The sequence below is a fragment of the Burkholderia sp. Ac-20349 genome (genome assembly GCF_017104865.1).
GTDB classification, from domain to species: Bacteria; Pseudomonadota; Gammaproteobacteria; order Burkholderiales; family Burkholderiaceae; genus Burkholderia; species Burkholderia aenigmatica.
The window spans coordinates 1-15,983 of record NZ_JAAGPM010000012.1; the positions used below are offsets into that span (position 1 = coordinate 1).

Sequence of the window (15,983 nt, forward strand, 5' to 3'; positions counted from 1 at the left end):
GTGAAGCGGTGAAGCGGTGAAGCGGTGAAGCGGTGAAGCGGTGAAGCGGTGAAGCGGTGAAGCGGTGAAGCGGTGAAGCGGTGAAGCGGTGAAGCGGTGAAGCGGTGAAGCGGTGAAGCGGTGAAGCGGTGAAGCAGTGAAGCAGTGAAGCAGTGAAGCAGTGAAGCAGTGAAGCAGTGAAGCAGTGAAGCAGTGAAGCAGTGAAGCAGTGAAGCAGTAAAGCGGCCGCGCACCCGCGCGCCGTTGTAACGCGCGCGATTACCTCGACCGCTTGCTTGCCGAACTACGCGCTTAGCCGAGGCGCGACCGCAATTGTGCGAGTGCCTGGTCATGCGTGCGCTCGAACTTCAGCGGCGTGACCGCGACATACCCTTCGCCGAGCGCGACCGTTTCCGAATTCGCATCGTCGTCCCGCGGCGCGCGCGAGAGCTTCAGCCAGTGGTAGGCGTTGTTGCGCGGGTCAAGTCCCGACACGATCTCGACGCCCTGCAGCGTGCCGGCGCCCTGGTTCGTCACCTTCAGCCCTCGCACCTCATCGGCGGGCCGTGGCGGGAAATTCACGTTCAGGCACGCGTCACTGTCCCAGCCGGCGGCCACGAGCCGGCGAATGACGTCCGGCGCATGCGTGCGTGCCGTGTCCCACGGTACCGCGTTGCGATCGGTGAAGGCCTGGCTCAGCGCGATGGCCGGCACGCCGACCAGCATGCTCGTCATCGCGGCGCCGACCGTGCCGGAAAACACCGTCTCGGTGCCGAGGTTCCCGCCGCGATTCACGCCGGACAGCACGATGTCGGGCCGCGCGTCCTTCATCAGATGGCTGATCGCGATCGCGACGCAATCGCCGGGCGTGCCGCGCACCGCGAAGCGGCGTTCGCCCTTGCGATGCACGCGCAGCGGGTCATGCAGGCTCAGCGAATGCGACGTGCCGCTCTGGTCTTCCGCCGGCGCGACGATCCACACTTCGCGTGCCAGTTGCGTGGCGACCTGTTCGAGCACGTCAAGGCCGGGGGCGTCGAATCCGTCGTCGTTGGTGAGCAGGACACGGTCGAACAGCGGGCGGGTTTCTTGCATCGGGACGATCCTCGCGGAGATGAGTGATGAGACGGAAGTGCAGCGTGGCGCAAGCCACAAGGCTAGCATTCCCGTGTGAGGATCGTCGTGTCGCGCGCTCGGCGCGGAAGTGAAAACGGGCGCATTGCGCGCCCGTTCGTTGGTGGCCGTGCCGCGTGCGCGGCGGGTCGGAACCGCTCAGCCGAGCAGGTGCCGCAACAGGCCGGCCGACACGACGCCGACGATGACGGTCGGCAGGATCGACAGGCGCGTCGCCGCGATCAGCGTAATGGCCAGCGCAAGCAGGTCGGCCGGGCGCGTCGACACGAACGCCGGCGCGATCACCGAGATCAGCACGCAGCCCGGCACGTTCTCCATCACCGACGCCATCCGCGGGCTCAGCGTGCGGTTGCGCAGCAGCACGTAGCCGAGGATGCGCGACAGATACGTCGTCGACGCCATCAGCACGATCGTCGCGACCGTGCTGAAATCCGGGAAATCAGGCATCGCGCGGCTCCCACAGCAGCGCGGCGATCAGCCCTGCGCAGGCGCCGGCCGCGACGTACCACGCGCCGGGCACGGCCAGGTGCGTGGCCGCTGCGACGACGAGGCTCACGAACCACGGGCGGCTCGCGCGCATCCCTTTCCACATCCCGCGCAGCAGTACCAGGAACACGGCCGTGAACGCCATGTCGAAGCCGTACTGCTCGACGTTGCCGATCGTCGGGCCGACCGCCGCACCGAGCGTGGTCATCGAGATCCACGTCAGGTAGAGCCCCATGCAGATGCCCGCGTAATAGGGCACGCTGATGTGCGTGGCCGAGCGCGCCCGGGCGTCGGCGAGCGACATCGCCCAGCTTTCGTCGCACATGAAGAACAGCGCAAAGAACGCGCGGCGGCGCGGCAGGCGGCGGATATACGGCTCGAATGCGGCGCCCATCAGGATGTGGCGCGAATTCACGAGGAACGACATCGCGACGATCAGCGCGATGTGCGGCGGCGATGACCACAGATGGATCGCCGCGAATTCGGAGCCGCCGCCGAAGTTCATGCCGGTCATCATCGGCACTTCGAACAGGCTCAGCCCTTTCTGCGCGGCCTGCGCGCCCAGCACGAGCGCGAACGGCACGAAACCCAGCATGACGGGCAGCGCCGCGCGCAAACCGCGACCCATCTCGGCGACATAGGCGGGCTTGTCGCGAAGCCCTGACGACGTTGAAACGCTACTGCTCATTACTCCTCCTTCGGGGGAGGAATTGTCTGCTTTTTTGACTCGAATCGGGTTGCGTTGTCGCCAGATTTTTCTCAGAATTTGGCATTGAACGCGTGATACGCGATTTTTTTGGAATTGAATGCCAATGAAACTTGATGCCATCGACCGCCGGATCCTGAGCGCGCTGCAGCGCGACGGCCGCATGCAGAACGTGGAACTCGCGCACGAGGTCGGGCTGTCGCCGTCGCCGTGCCTGCGGCGCGTGCGACTTCTCGAGGAAGCCGGTGTGATCGAGAAATACGTGGCCGTGCTGAATCCCGCGAAAGTCGGCAAGGGGCTGACGATCTTCACGCGCGTGTGGCTGAAAGGGCAGGACGCGGAATCGGTGAACCGTTTCGCCGAAGCTGTCCAGCAGATGCCGGAAGTCGTCGAATGCCACCTGATGGCCGGCGATTGCGATTTCCTGCTGCGCGTCGTCGCGGCCGACATCGACGACTACCGGCGCTTCCAGATGGAATACCTCACGCGCATTCCGGGCGTGCTGAGCGTGAAGACCGACATTCCGATGCAGAAGGTCAAGCTCACGTCGGCGCTGCCGACCTAGCGCGACGCGCGTGCGCGGCTACGAGACGGACGGGTCGACGAGCGGTCACGGCTCGGTGACAATCGTCCGATAGACTGACGAATCACGCCGCTTCGAACCGGTCGCCGGTGTCGTCACGCGACGTTCGATGCGCAAGCAACTAACGGTCAATGCCGCCGCGATCGGGCGGGCGGCGCTGCGCGCCGGGTCATGTGCCGATGCGGATGCGTTTCTTCTTGTCGGGCCATTCATGCAGCCAATCAACAATCCGTGGAACTCGCTGGAAATCGTCAAGCTCGTGCTGGGCGTGCTGACGCCGTTGTCGGTCGCGTGTCTCGGCTGGCTCGTCGCGCGCCGGCTGAAGCGGCTTGAACTCGTGCAGTGGACCAACCAGCGATTGATCGAAAAGCGGCTCGCGCTGTACGACGCGGTCGCGCCGCAGCTCAATGCGCTGCTGTGCTTCTACACGTGGATCGGCTACTGGAAGGACATCTCGCCGGACGACGTGATCCGCGCGAAGCGCGACCTCGACCGCACGTTCCACATCTACCGTTACCTGTTCGACGACGACGTGTACGACGCGTATCACACGTACATCCACGCGCTGTTCGACGTGCATACGGGCCCGGGCCGCGATGCACGGATCCGCTCGCTGATCCAGGCGCCCGACGGCGATCGCAGCGTGCACGGCTCGTATGAGTGGAAACCGGCGTGGTCCGACCGTTTCGCGATCGCGAATGTCGTGCCGAAGGACGACGTGCTGCGGCACTACACGCAGTTGATGGAGCAGCTGCGCGTGGCGCTGGGCGCGACGCGCTGAGGGCCTCGGCACCTGCGCACCGCTTCACGCCGGTATCGAAATCCGCCACTGGGCGGCGCGAATACCCGCCCTCGCACATGAAGCGGATGCGCAGCCCGGCGGCTGCTGACATGCTCGCGCCATCTCCACTCGCGCGAGGTCCGTATGGTTGTCGATACCGGCTGCCAGCCGCTCATGATCCGCTCGCCCGAAGCGGGCCGGCGGCGTCTCTTCTGCGTTAATTCTCACGATGCGCATCACATGCCGTTGCCGGTCGAGCCGGAGATCGGCGACATCGTGTTCATCCGCGTGACCGTGCGGCCGTTTCTCGAAGTGGCGAGCGCGACGCGCTCGTGGACGAATCACGTCGGGATCGTGGTCGGCGAGCGCGGCGGCGAGCCGCTGATCGCGGAGAGTACGTTTCCGCTCTCGCGCGTCACGACGATGTCGCGGTTTCTTGCGCGCTCCGATCGCGGCGCGTGCGTGATCGCGCGGCTGAAGCAGCCGCTCGATGACGCGCAGCGGCGCCGGCTCGTGGAGGCTGCGATGCGCCGGATCGGCGTGGTCTACGACACCGGGTTCAATCTCGCGTCGCGCCGGCAGTTCTGCTCGCGGTTCGTGCGCGAAGTCGTGCGCGATGCGACGCGGATCGTGCTCGGCGACGTCGAGACCTTCGACATGCTGCTGCGCCGGAATCCCGATCATTCGCTCGGCTTCTGGAAGATCTGGTATTTCGGCCGGATTCCGTGGCGCCGCCGCACGGTGACGCCGGCGAGTTTGCTCGATAGCGGGGCGTTGCGGGTGGTGGTGGATACGCGCGAGCCGGCGACCGATCGCGGCGACTGATGGCCGCGTGTGTCACCGGGCCGCGCGAGGTTTCATGCGTGACGCGCAGGTGATGCGTGTCCTCAGTTGCGCCCCGCCACCGCCAGCCGCGCTGCCAGCCCCACGAACACCGAGCCGAGCAAGTACTGCGGTAGCTTCGACGGGCGGCGGCGCGCGCCGATTCGCTGGCTCAGCCGGCTCGCGGACAGAATGACCGCGCCGTTCACGACGATGCCGATCAGGTTCAGCACCGTCGCGAGCACGAGAATCTGCACGGCGATCGAGCCGTGTTCGGGCCGCACGAACTGCGGAAACAGCGCGAGCACGAACAGCGCCATCTTCGGGTTCAGCAGGTTCGTCGTCAGCCCCTGGCGGAAGATCGTCGCGGTCGAGTGGCGACGCTGCGAGGCGACGGGCGACAGCGCGGTCGCATCCGAACGGAACGTCTTCCACGCGAGATACAGCAGATAGGCGGCACCCGCGAAGCGCACGGCGTCATACGCGAGGGGCACCGCGACGAAGAGCTGCGACAGCCCGAGCGCGGCCGCCAGCGCGTGACAGTAAGTGCCGGCCTGGATGCCCGCGAGTGTTGCGAAGCCGGCGCGCCGTCCCTGGCTCACGCTGCGGGACGCGATCAGCAGCATGTCGGGGCCAGGCGTGGCGGTCAGTGCGAGACACGCACCGGAGAACAGCGCGAGCGTGGAGAGGTCGATCATGGGGAGCCTTTTGTGGATGCAGCGCAAAAGGGAGGTCAGTTTAAGAGGGGGCGTGAAGCAGGTCAATCGAACGAACGGACGACCATTTATTGGGCCGTCGAGGCCGATCGCCAACACGCGTGCGCTGCCTTTGGCACGCAGCGAGTGCCTGGTGCCGCGTCTACGGCATACGCTGATGCAGCGTCTTGCGTGGGCGATCGCCGCCCCGCTCAAGGCTTGCGGCAGGCCACCTGATAATCGATCACGGTGTTCTCCGCCGGCTTGTCCGGCTCGCCGCCGGCTGTCGTTACGCCGAGCACGCCGGCCGTGCTCCGGTAGCGCAGCGCGCAATATCCCATGCCGGTGCCCGAACACGCTTCGGCTTCGATGATGCCGTGCCTGGCGAGCGTCGCCGCGCCGTCCGCCGGGTCCGGTTTCTCGCGCGGGCGCAGCGGTTGCCAGCCGTGCGCGATCAGGATCCGACGTGCCGTGTCGAGCGGCTTGCCGTACACGTTGGGCACGACGGCGCGGCCTTGGCAGTAAGTGCTTTCAGCCGCTACCCGGGTCAGGCGCAGGCCGCCGTTCTCTTCGCGCAGTTCGCCGACGGGCGGCGCGGGGCCGTCGCCGCCCCAGATCAGCAACGCGTCGCTTTCCAGCCGATCGGCCGTACCGAGTTGCCAGCCTGCCTTGCGCGCCGTGTAGCCGAGCGCGACGAGCGTCGTGCCGTCGAACACGCCGAGGTTGGCGTGACGCGCGAAACAGATCGCGCTCGTGCCGGCACCGAATCCGCTCGCGAACGTGACGACCGTGTAGCGGCCGAGCGGCGCCTCGGACGTCACGATCCAGTCGCGCTTCGCGACTTCGCGGCCGGCCGCGGTGGTCGTCTTCGCGCGATATTGCGTGCAGAACGGGTCGAGCGAGCCGTTCTCCGGCGAGTGCGGCAGCACGCCGAGCGGCACCAGCGACGCACCGGCGAGATCGGAGGCCGTCCGCAGCGGATCGGCCGATGCCGTGCCGCCGAGCGCGGTACACGCAACGGCCGCGATCGAAACGATCGACGCAAGGCGGCGGGCAAACGGCAAGGCAACGAAACGGGACACGCTGGCGGTCTCCGGGGAAAGAGGGACGGGCGCGATGATCGCGGGTTTTCGGACGCGTGTCACGGCTGGGTGTCACGGTCGCGCGCACCGGCCGACGGCACGCAGTGTGCCAGCCGGCGAAGTCAGTGCGTTGATCCGTCCGGATGCAGCACTTTCTCGAAGAGCGCTTGCGCGCGTTCGGCCGACATCCCGTTGTGGAAGTCGATCGACAGCGGATGATCGGTCGTATCGAGTTCGACGAGCGGCCGCTGGCCATCCAGTTGCGGATGCATGCGCGATTTCAGGCCGTCGAGCGGCGGATAGCCGGGCAGGCGATTCGCGAGCCAGCTGAAGTACGGGCCGCTGGCGTTGCCGGCTTCCTGGTTCTCCAGGTAGTCGTCGAAACTGCGCTCGCTGAGCGAGACCCAGAGCCCCCACAGAAACGGTTCGTCAGCGCCGATGATGGGCACTTCGAGGCACGCGCGCACGAAGAAGTACTGGTGGTCGACGACGCACAGGTCTTCGTCCCACGTCGCCCGCGCCGCGCGTTCCGGTTCGGGAATGTCCAGCAGGTAGTCCGGGAACTGGAATCCGACGCTCGGCTTGCCCTCATGCCATTCGTCGCATTGCGCACATTGAAACCGGAACGTCGTCATGTGTGGCCTCGCTTGGGCGGTAGGGTCGAACGAGCGCGCGATCGCCGGATGCTACGTCGATGCAAGCCGCCGGGGCCGCCGCGGCGTATCGCGCGCCGCTTCGCGGTTGCATCGATGGTCGGCGCAGACGCAGGCCGCCCCGGCGCGTCTGCCGGTGGCGTGCCTGCATGTCACGGGCGATTCAGCCCTTCGCGACGACGTCGATTCGCAGTGCTTCACCGCCTGCGACGATCGCCAGCAGGCGATCGACGTTCGGATGCGCACCCGGGCGGTTGCGTGCGTCGGCCGTATGTTCGGCGAACACCGCAAGGCCGTGCTCGGCGGCTTTCGCGTCGAGCGTGCCGAATGCCTGCTTCAGGTAGTGGTACACCGCGAGCGAGCCTTGCTTGCCCGGTTGGTTCTCGATGGTCGCGACCACGTCGCCGTTCGCGCCGACGAGATCGATGCGTGCGACGCCGTCGATGGCCGGCAATTGTGCGAGGTTGTCCTTGAATACTGGGGTCGGTTGAATCACTGAAAACACTCCGTCGGTTCGGTAAAAGGCACGGCGCGCCGTATCTTATCCGATCAGCGGCGACGAGTAGGGCCCCGCGCACCAACTCAGCGCCGGGCCGGAGAACTTCTGGAAGCTCTTGACGTTTTCTTCCACCTAAAGGTGGCGGACTCCCACAACTGGCGATGCACGTCCGCATCGGAGAATGTTCAGCGCAGCATTGACATCGCGATCATGCGCAACGCCACAGCTACTGCAGGTCCACTCTCTTATTCGCAGTCCCGCGATACCTTTCGGCCGCGTCGTGCTGTCTTTCGACCCGCACGCCGAACAGGACTGGGTAGAACCACTTTCGTCAACTTCCTCGAACGTCGCCCCGTGCGCGATCGCCTTGTAGCGGAGCTTGTTTCGGAAGGACGACCAGGATGCGTCGTAGACGCTTTTCGCCATCCTGGTTCTGGCGAGTTTGACGGCGGATACATTGCCCACTGCGATGTAATCGAAGCGCCGCACCAAAGCGAGCGCGAGCTTGTGCTGGAAATCGGCGCGGGCGTTCGCGACCTTGGCGTGCAGCTTCGCGATATGCCGCTTGTGCTTTCGTGCTCGTTGAGCTTTCGCCAGCTTCTCAGCCGCGCGGCGACCGAATCGGTCATTGGGCAGCTTCTCGCCGGTCGAAAGTGTGGCGAAGTCTTTCAGGCCGAGATCGATACCGACGCCGGAGCGGATCGGGCGAGCCTGAATATCGGGCATTTCGATCACAATGTTGAGGAACCAGTTGCCGCGCGCATCCCGAGCAAAGTTGGTCCCATCCTTGATCTTGCCGTCGGGAAGCGGGCGGCTGCTGAACACGCGGAAGGTGTTGCCGGCGAAACGGAACGCGTCACCCTCGCGCTTCAGGTCGCGGCCCTTCAGCGGCACCCAGCCCAGCGATTTCCTGCCGCGATAGCGCAGGTAGGGCCGATGGTGCTGACTGCGCGACTTCGCGTATTGCTCGCACGTTGCGTTGACCGTACCGGAATGAATGCTGAGCTCTTTGCTGCTGCCGGTGGTCAGGACGTTCAGGTCGAAACCCGTCGGCCACTTCTTGCGCCACTTGAGCGCATGCTTCTGCGTGTCGTTGCAGAAGTTCCAGACGAAGTTCACCGCACGGCTCTGTTTGTTAAGCAGTCCGTTGAGCGACTTCACGCGGTAGCGGTAAACAAGGATCATGGCGGTCATTCTAGACATGGGATGCTGCTTGTCGAGGGTGTACCGTTTCTTAATGCCTTGGAGTAGCTGACGAATTGGGCACTAGAGTGCCTACGATGGCGACGCGGTCTCCGACTGCGCCCCCTTGATGCCTTCTTCACCGATCGTGAACTTGTCGTGTAGTCGGCGGGTGAGCACCATAGCTGAACCGCCCCTTGCCCGTCGGCAATCCACGGGATTTTCCGCTAGAGTAGTCACTGACCGGCCGCGCATTCGTACCACGCGGTCCTGTTCCGCCAACGCACACGAGGGCCTGATGGATACCGAGCAACGCTACACCGCCAACGCGCCGACGCGCGCGGAAGTCGACGCACTGGGCGGCGCAACCGTCATCGAATTCGGCGCGAACTGGTGCGGGATCTGCGCGGGCGCGCAGCCGGCGATCGTGGCGTCGTTCTCCGCGCATCCCGCCGTGCGCCACCTGAAGATCGAGGATGGCCCGGGCCGCCCGCTCGGTCGCTCGTTCGGCGTGAAGCTGTGGCCGACGCTGGTGTTCCTGCGCGACGGCGTCGAAGTCGCGCGCGTCGTGCGCCCGGCCGACGCAAAGCAGATCGAAGTCGACGGCTTCGCCGCGCTGGCCTGAGGTCACGGCGATGCAACAGGCGATCACGCACATCGGCATCGACACGCACGGCAGCGGCCTCGTTGAGTTCACGTCGCAGGTGCGTGCGTTCGTCGACCAGCAGGCCATCAGTACGGGCCTGCTCACCGTGTTCTGCCGCCATACGTCGGCGTCGCTGCTGATCCAGGAGAATGCGGATCCGTCGGTGCAGCGCGATCTCGAGCGCTACTTCGCGACGCTCGCGCCCGAGGACGCCACGCGCTACGAGCACGACACCGAAGGCACCGACGACATGCCGGCGCACCTGCGCACGGCGCTCACGCAGGTGCAACTGTCGATCCCGGTCGAACACGGGCGCATGGTGCTCGGCACGTGGCAGGGGATTTACCTGTTCGAGCATCGCCGCGCGCCGCACCGGCGCGATATCGTGCTGCATCTGATCGGCGAGTAAGCGGGCGCACGCGGCGCATCGCCGGGCACCGGTTCAGGCGAGCAGCTTCTCGACGAGCGCGCCGAGTTCGCGCAGGTGGACGGGCTTCGGCAGGAATGCGTCGAATACCTGCTTGTTTTCGCGCAACGCGGCCGATTCATACGCACTGACGCCGAGGATCGCCGGATGCCGGCCGTCGTCATCGGGTACCGCAACCGCACGCATGCGCCGCGCGACCTCGAAGCCGCTCAAGTCCGGCAGCTCGAGATCGAGCACGACGATGTCGTAGCGGCCTGCACCGAAGCACGCGACGCCCTCCTGCCCGGTGCCGCACAGATCGGCGTCGATGCCGAGCGCCGACAGCATCGCGCCGAGCGTTTCGCGCGCGTTGTCGTCGTCGTCGACCACCAGCGCGCGCCGGTCGCGGTGCGCGGCCGCGTGCGGTAGCGCGGGCGCGTCGCCGGTCGCGTTGCCGGCGGTGTCGCTGCCGGGCACTTCGGCCGGCAGCGTCACGACGAACTCGCTGCCTTCGCCCACCGTGCTGCGCACGTCCACATGCCCGCGCAGCGTCGTCACGATTTCGCGCACGACGGCGAGCCCCATGCCGATCCCGTCCACATGCAGCCCGACCGCGTCGTTCGCGCGATAGAACGGCTCGAAGATCTTCGACAGGTGCTGCTTCGCGATGCCGGCGCCCGTGTCGCGCACGGCGATCTTCAACTGCTGGCCGGCCGGCGCGTCGGCGAGTGTGATCGACACGTCGATCGATCCGCCGACCGTGTACTTGACCGAGTTCTCGATCAGGTTCGACAGTACCTGGCGCAGCAGCTTGCGATCGGAACGGATCGCGAGGTCGTGCGGCTCGACCTGCTGCACGATCGCGATCCGCTTGGCCGCGATCTTCTCGCGCAGCGGGTCGAGCACCTCGGCGAGCAGCGACGCGATGCCGACGGTTTCCCGTTCGGCGAGGCGCTTCGTCGAGCGCAGCTTGATGTAGTCGGTCAGGTCCTTGACGAGCGCTTCGAGCGACAACGCGGAATTCTGCAGCCGCCGGATCGTCTTCAGGTTCGCGTCCGACTGCGGGCGCGCGAGCAGGATCTCGATGGATCCGCAGATCGCCTGCAGCGGCGTGCGCAACTCATGGCTGACCATCCCGAGGAACGCGTTTTTCGCCTCGATCATTTCGAACGCGCGGTCGGATGCCTTGCGTTCGGCGTCGAGTGCCGCGTCCTGCCGTTCGAGCAGGTCGTCGCGCGTACGCATCGTATAGAACAGCAGCAGGAACAGCGCGCACAGGATCACGCCGAGCACGATGCCGAGGATCAGGATCGCGCGCTGCTTTTCCTTCAGCTGATGGAACGTGAAGTCGCGCTGCGCCATCTCGATCGCGCGGAAATAGTTCGCGAGGCCGTTGACCTTCGGCCAGTACGCATTGACTTCGTCGAGCACCTGCTGCGCGTGCTTCGGCGAGTCGCGCAGCAACGGCACATCGCGCTTCAGGCGCGTCATGAATTCGCCGAGCGTGTCGATCTCGTTGCGCGCGCGCGGGATCCGCAGCCAGTATTCGGACACTTCCGACGGCCGTTGCAGAAAGCCGAACGACACCGACAGGCTGTCGAGCTGCATCTGCACGTGATCGAAGTCGTCGTCCGCGCGCGTCGCGTAGAGGATCAGTTGCCGGTCGAACCGCGTATAGACGTTCCGGTATTGCGCGGCGGTCCAGAACACGCCTTCGCGCGGCCCTTCGAGCACGCCCTCGTTGACCGAGGTGGCGAGGAGGTCCCACAGCAGGAACGCCCACGCGGCGAATCCCGTGATCCACAGCGAGCCGAGGATCAGGATGATTTTTCTGTTCTTCCGCCGCCGGCGTTTCATTTCACCGTCAGGCCGATGATCTGCCACGCGAACTTGGCTTCGCCGAGCGGCGTCTTCAGTTCGTCGGGATACTGGTCGCGCGGGTACATGATCCACAGCGGGCCGTAGTTGTCGTTGCCGAGCACCTTGCCGTTCATCGTCCGCGCGAGGATCACGCCGTAACGATCGGCGTCGGACACGGGAATCGTGAACGTGTACTCGTCGATGCAGCGGAACTCGATCTGCGTGCCGTGCGCGCCGACGGTCTTCAGGATGTCGGACAGGCGCGGGCCGGTGAAGGTCGCCTTCGGCGTCCAGCTGGTCGACGTGACGATCGTATGCTGCGGCAGCGCCATCAGCGCCTGCTCGGAAAACACGTACGCCGTCTTGCCTTGCTGGTTGTGCTTGTCGATCTTGCCGTCGACGGTGAACGTAAAGGACGAAGCGGCCCAGGTCGCGGCGGCCATGCCGAGCAGGCAGGCCGTCAGCAGGCTCTTGGTCCAGGTGGTCGAAATTCGCATGTCTTGCCCTCGGTCGTACGGGAGTGGTGTGTCGCTGTGGCCTCAGTTCGCGGCGGCCGCGGCCGGTAGCGTGATCTTCAGTTCGCGCGCCACTTCGGCGAACAGGATCGGCAGGCGCACCGGTTTTTCCTCGCAGCGCGCGTTGTAGTGCGACACGATGTGCGCGATCTCGTCCTCGCTGGCTTCGCCGGTCGAGATCTTGCCGGTCAGCAGGAAGATCGGCGCGCCGCTGTTCTCGCTCGAGCGGATGCCGCGCACGAGTTCGGCGGCCGTCTGGTCGCCCAGCATCCAGTCGAGGATGTAGCCGTCGAAATCCTCGACCTCCAGTGCCTTGCGGAACGTCGCGCCGTCGAAGTACGGAATCGCGTTCACGCCTTTTTCGATGAAATATTCACACACCGTTTCGGCGACGTCCTGCGAATCGTCGACCACGGCGATCCGCGCCGCATACACGTTCGGCTGGGTCGAGCGCAGCTCGATGACGTCGACCGGATACGTGCGGCCCTCGCGCGCGTGCTGACGCTCGGTGATGAGCCATTCGCCCTGCCACTGCAGCGCGACGAAATCCGTCTCGCTCTGGCTGCTGGCCTTGGTCGAGATCGCGGCGCGGCAGCGGAAGCGCCGCGACTCGATCACGAGCGTCGCGTCGATCATCTCGGCGGCGGCCGGCTGCGTGCCCTTGTCGTCGAGCAGGATCGCAGGCGGCACGCCGAAGTGCGTCGCGATGTCCTGCAACTGCGACAGGTTCCACGGGATCAGGCCTTTCATCTTGCGCGTGACGACCGAGAAGCTGAGGCCGAGCACATTCGCGATCGTCGTGTTGTGACTTCGCTGCGGAATGCCGTTCCGGTTCAGTAGGTCGCGCACCTTGTTGGCGGTGATGAGATCGACGTTGGCCTGCTCGCTGTTGGACATCTCGATGGGGTCTCCAGGGGGTTTTGGCGAGGGAGAGCATATCAAAACTGACGTGACACGCAAACTTTGAAAACGCGAATCACCTTGACATGCCTTTTTTCTTCATTATTATTGCTCACCACGTCACTATTGTTTGTCGCGTCATGTTTGGAGATCGAGGCCGGCAACAGTCGGACCAGCGAAAAGCGACAACAATGAAGCAGTGACTGAACGATTCGAAGCGAGAACCTGAGAGAGCCTAGGGGTGCGTGTCGGCGTTGGCGGATTGTATCCGCTGCGCCGCGCGCCACCGGGTGCGCGCTCGCGGGGGTGGGATAGCGCGAAGAATTGCGGCGCCAATAAAACATGAGGAAGGTAACAATGTACCGCCGTTTACTCGCACCGGGGCTGCTGTTGCTACTGGCCGCGTGCGCGCAGGATCCGTCCATCACCAGCAACACGGTGCGGATCTGCGACGACACAGGTTGTTCTGACCGTCCTAAAGATCAGGTGTCCTATCAAAAAAGGGGCGATTCGGAAGACCATGAAGATCCGCGCATCGCTGCGTTGAAGCAGACCGCGAAGACCCAGCCGAAGGCCGCCTACGACCTCGGCTTGCGTTATTTCCGCGGCGACGGCGTGCGCCAGGACAGCTACCAGGCACTCAAGTGGATGCGCGAGGCCGCCGAACGCGGCGACCTGCAGGCGCAGAAGGCGCTCGGCAGTTTCTACCTGTTCGGCCTCGAGGAAATGGGCTCCGATCCGCGCGAAGCGGAGAAGTGGCTGTCGATCGCGGCTGGCCGCGACGACAAGGAGTCGAAGAAGCTGCTCGAGCTCGCCCGCCAGGCCAAGAAGGAAGACGAAGAAGACTGGAAATGGCGCACGGAATGGCGTGACCGCTATTACGGCTACTGGTACTCGGGCTATCCGTACTACGGCGTCTGGCAGCAGACGTACTGGTACTACTGACCGGGCCTGAAGCAACGGGGGCAGCCGCGGGGAGACCACCATCGCGCGCCAGCCGGGGGGCTTATCGAAGTTCGCACGAACACATAAGCCGAACAACGACTCTATCGATCGACAACGACATGAAGACCATCCTTTCCCATCGTCTCACTCAAGGTGCGCTGGTTGCAGCGCTGTGCGCGTCCGTGGCCGGCTGCGGCGGCATCGTCAACGCGGGCGGACAGAACGCCGGCGTGACCGGCGCGGCGGCAGGCGGCGCGAGCGCCGGCGCCGATTCGGGGCTGCAGCGCTGCACGTCGCCGCTCGGCACGATCGCCGTCGACGACGGCCGCAACGCCGACTGGTGGGGCCCGTTCGGCAGCGCGACCAAGATGACGACGATCGACCCGCTGCTGCGCCTGGCGGTCCAGCAGTCGAACTGCTTCGTGATCACGTCGATCGGCAACCAGAAGAGCGACGCGCGCCTGTCGCGCATCACGCAGCTGCAGCGCAACTCGGGCGAGTACCGCACGGGCTCGAAGCAGCAGAAGGGCCAGCGGGTCGCGGCCGACTACTACATGGAGCCGCAGATCGTCATCAACGATTCGCCGGTCGGCGGCATCGGCAGCATGATCGGCGGGCTGATCGGCAACAGCGCGGTGGCGGCGGTGGCCGGCCATCTGCAGACGAAGGCGTCGGTCGTCACGCTGACGCTGTTCGACGTGCGCTCGGCCGTGCAGATCGCGGCGTCGGAAGGCAGCTCGACGGCGACCAACTACGGCGCGGCGCTGGGCGGCTTCGGCGGTGGCGTGGGCGGTGCGCTCAGCGGCTTCTCGGCGACGCCGGAAGGCAAGGCGACGGTCGTCGCGTTCATCGACGCGTACAACAAGATGGTCGTCGCGCTGCGCAGCTACAAGGCGCAGGACGTCAAGGGCGGCCTCGGCCGCGGCGGCCAGCTCCAGGTCAACTGACGCACCCGGGCCGGCGGTGCGCCGCCGGCCGATTCCTGATTCGTGTCTGTCTGTGCGCGCGGCGTGATCCGCGCGTACCGGCTTCGTTCGTCCTTTTTGCATTGAGGTGATCCCGATGAAAGCCGTTGCATTGATCGCATTGACCTGTCTGGCGCTGACCGCTTGCGGCGGCGACGATTCCTCACCCGCAGCGTCCGGCGGCGGATCGGGCACGAGCAACAACGGCGGCAGCGGCGGAACCGGCGGCACGGGTTCGGGTGGGACGGGAAGCGGCGGCTCGGGTGGTTCTGGCGGTTCGGGCGGCAGCACGCTGACGTGGCGCTACGAGGCGCAGCCTGTCGCGGCCGACAAGGCGAGCTTCCTGACGCTGGTCAACAACGAAGGCGCGAAGGGCTACCGCTATCTGGGCGACTACTACTACAACGCGGGCAATGGCGGGACGCAATCGATCTTCGTGAACGACGGCACCGCGCAGACCTACACATACCAGCTGCAGACGGCGCCCGCCGACATGACGTCCTTCGTCAACGCGGCCAACGCGCAAGGGGCGAGCGGCTACCGCTACGAAGGGCCGCTCACGTACGGCGATCTCTACCGCAAGGATGGCGGTTCGTCGGCCACCTACACGTACACGACGACGGGCCTGCCGGCCGATGCCAACGCGTTCCTCACGCAGGCGAACGGCCAGGGCCAGTCGGGCTACTGGCTCCTCGGCCCGATGGCCGTGGGGGCGGTGCAGGCGAACGTGTACATGAAGAACAACGCGTCGAGCGCGACTTACACGTACGACGCGCTGGCGCCGACGTCGACCGTCGGCGACTTCATCGCGCAGGCCAACAGCGAAGGCGCGAAGGGCTATCGCGCGAAGGGGGCGATGGCGTTCGGCATGGCGATCTCGTGGATCTACGTGAAGGACCAGACGCAGTCGCCGACCTTCACGTACCAGTCGGCCACGATCCAGTCGACCGGCGCGAGCTTCGTCCAGCAGGCGAACACGTTCGGTGCGCAGGGCTCGGCCTATCTGAGCGACATCGCGCTCGGCTCACCCACGCCGGTGATGGCGTCGTTCTATTTCGCGCCGAAGAACTGCACGGGCTTCCTGTGCACGACGCTGAATCCGCTCACGCAGAACTGATCGGCTCGCGGCGGGTGCACGCCGTGCGCC

Annotated in this window: 19 protein-coding genes; 8 read left to right on the plus strand and 11 right to left on the minus strand. The window is 65.7% G+C overall.

Translation table 11 applies throughout. From position 1 onward, the window contains the following. Positions 1 to 291: 291 nt before the first annotated feature. From surE to G3N61_RS06485, 3 genes are all read right to left on the minus strand, one after another. Positions 292 to 1,071, minus strand: coding sequence for a 5'/3'-nucleotidase SurE (gene surE / locus G3N61_RS06475; protein WP_089453892.1), 780 nt, complete (start codon positions 1,069 to 1,071; stop codon positions 292 to 294). A gap of 177 nt (positions 1,072 to 1,248) precedes the next feature. Further along, a complete protein-coding gene (locus G3N61_RS06480; RefSeq protein WP_011356491.1) occupies positions 1,249 to 1,557 on the minus strand; it encodes an AzlD family protein in 309 nt (102 codons plus the stop codon). Continuing rightward, positions 1,550 to 2,284, minus strand: a complete 735-nt coding sequence (locus G3N61_RS06485) for an AzlC family ABC transporter permease (protein WP_043178862.1) — start codon at positions 2,282 to 2,284, stop codon at positions 1,550 to 1,552. The genes G3N61_RS06480 and G3N61_RS06485 overlap by 8 nt, the downstream gene beginning before the upstream one ends. 124 nt (positions 2,285 to 2,408) lie before the next feature. Between G3N61_RS06485 and G3N61_RS06490 the strand changes: the two genes are divergently transcribed. The 3 genes from G3N61_RS06490 to G3N61_RS06500 all read left to right on the plus strand — a co-directional run bounded on the left by G3N61_RS06490 (position 2,409) and on the right by G3N61_RS06500 (position 4,491). Further along, positions 2,409 to 2,867, plus strand: a complete 459-nt coding sequence (locus G3N61_RS06490; RefSeq protein WP_006486309.1) for an Lrp/AsnC family transcriptional regulator — start codon at positions 2,409 to 2,411, stop codon at positions 2,865 to 2,867. A 229-nt stretch (positions 2,868 to 3,096) separates the two neighbouring features. Further along, positions 3,097 to 3,666, plus strand: coding sequence for a hypothetical protein (locus G3N61_RS06495; RefSeq protein ID WP_043179265.1), 570 nt, complete (start codon positions 3,097 to 3,099; stop codon positions 3,664 to 3,666). A 144-nt stretch (positions 3,667 to 3,810) separates the two neighbouring features. After that, the gene (locus tag G3N61_RS06500; protein WP_205821883.1) at positions 3,811 to 4,491 is read left to right on the plus strand and encodes a YebB family permuted papain-like enzyme; all 681 of its coding nucleotides are present in this window, start codon (positions 3,811 to 3,813) and stop codon (positions 4,489 to 4,491) included. Between the two features lie 62 nt (positions 4,492 to 4,553). On the opposite strand, the gene G3N61_RS06505 is transcribed toward G3N61_RS06500, so the two are convergent. From G3N61_RS06505 to G3N61_RS06525, 5 genes are all read right to left on the minus strand, one after another. Then, positions 4,554 to 5,186, minus strand: a complete 633-nt coding sequence (locus G3N61_RS06505) for a LysE family translocator (protein ID WP_043178857.1) — start codon at positions 5,184 to 5,186, stop codon at positions 4,554 to 4,556. A 209-nt stretch (positions 5,187 to 5,395) separates the two neighbouring features. Then, positions 5,396 to 6,265, minus strand: coding sequence for a PASTA domain-containing protein (locus tag G3N61_RS06510; protein ID WP_205821884.1), 870 nt, complete (start codon positions 6,263 to 6,265; stop codon positions 5,396 to 5,398). Positions 6,266 to 6,387: 122 nt separating this feature from the next. Next, positions 6,388 to 6,900 (minus strand): DUF2199 domain-containing protein, encoded by a 513-nt coding sequence (locus tag G3N61_RS06515; RefSeq protein WP_205821885.1) that lies wholly within the window; start codon positions 6,898 to 6,900, stop codon positions 6,388 to 6,390. A gap of 181 nt (positions 6,901 to 7,081) precedes the next feature. Beyond that, a complete protein-coding gene (locus tag G3N61_RS06520; RefSeq protein ID WP_043178853.1) occupies positions 7,082 to 7,414 on the minus strand; it encodes a DUF2322 family protein in 333 nt (110 codons plus the stop codon). 135 nt (positions 7,415 to 7,549) lie between these two features. Beyond that, a complete protein-coding gene (locus G3N61_RS06525; protein WP_089453886.1) occupies positions 7,550 to 8,602 on the minus strand; it encodes an RNA-guided endonuclease TnpB family protein in 1,053 nt (350 codons plus the stop codon). Between the two features lie 295 nt (positions 8,603 to 8,897). Here G3N61_RS06525 and G3N61_RS06530 point away from each other — a divergent pair, with 295 nt between their 5' ends. After that, the gene (locus tag G3N61_RS06530; protein WP_205821886.1) at positions 8,898 to 9,224 is read left to right on the plus strand and encodes a thioredoxin family protein; all 327 of its coding nucleotides are present in this window, start codon (positions 8,898 to 8,900) and stop codon (positions 9,222 to 9,224) included. A 10-nt stretch (positions 9,225 to 9,234) separates the two neighbouring features. Then, positions 9,235 to 9,654 (plus strand): secondary thiamine-phosphate synthase enzyme YjbQ, encoded by a 420-nt coding sequence (locus G3N61_RS06535; protein ID WP_175022740.1) that lies wholly within the window; start codon positions 9,235 to 9,237, stop codon positions 9,652 to 9,654. Between the two features lie 33 nt (positions 9,655 to 9,687). Here G3N61_RS06535 and atsR read toward each other — a convergent pair whose 3' ends face one another. From atsR to G3N61_RS06550, 3 genes are read right to left on the minus strand one after another with little or no spacing between them, the layout of a single operon-like run. Continuing rightward, entirely contained in the window at positions 9,688 to 11,508 is a 1,821-nt protein-coding gene (gene atsR / locus G3N61_RS06540; protein ID WP_205821887.1) for a hybrid sensor histidine kinase/response regulator AtsR, read from the minus strand. After that, a complete protein-coding gene (locus G3N61_RS06545; RefSeq protein WP_043178848.1) occupies positions 11,505 to 12,008 on the minus strand; it encodes a molybdopterin-dependent oxidoreductase in 504 nt (167 codons plus the stop codon). The genes atsR and G3N61_RS06545 overlap by 4 nt, the downstream gene beginning before the upstream one ends. Positions 12,009 to 12,050: 42 nt before the next feature. Further along, complete coding sequence (locus tag G3N61_RS06550; protein ID WP_043178847.1) at positions 12,051 to 12,923, minus strand: helix-turn-helix domain-containing protein; 873 nt, start codon at positions 12,921 to 12,923, stop codon at positions 12,051 to 12,053. Positions 12,924 to 13,283: 360 nt separating this feature from the next. Here G3N61_RS06550 and G3N61_RS06555 point away from each other — a divergent pair, with 360 nt between their 5' ends. From G3N61_RS06555 to G3N61_RS06565, 3 genes are all read left to right on the plus strand, one after another. Beyond that, a complete protein-coding gene (locus G3N61_RS06555; protein WP_205821888.1) occupies positions 13,284 to 13,871 on the plus strand; it encodes a tetratricopeptide repeat protein in 588 nt (195 codons plus the stop codon). A gap of 119 nt (positions 13,872 to 13,990) precedes the next feature. Then, complete coding sequence (locus G3N61_RS06560) at positions 13,991 to 14,818, plus strand: hypothetical protein (protein WP_043178842.1); 828 nt, start codon at positions 13,991 to 13,993, stop codon at positions 14,816 to 14,818. Positions 14,819 to 14,933: 115 nt separating this feature from the next. Beyond that, on the plus strand, positions 14,934 to 15,953 hold the full coding sequence (locus G3N61_RS06565) for a hypothetical protein (protein ID WP_205821889.1): 1,020 nt from the start codon (positions 14,934 to 14,936) through the stop codon (positions 15,951 to 15,953). Positions 15,954 to 15,983 lie beyond the last annotated feature (30 nt).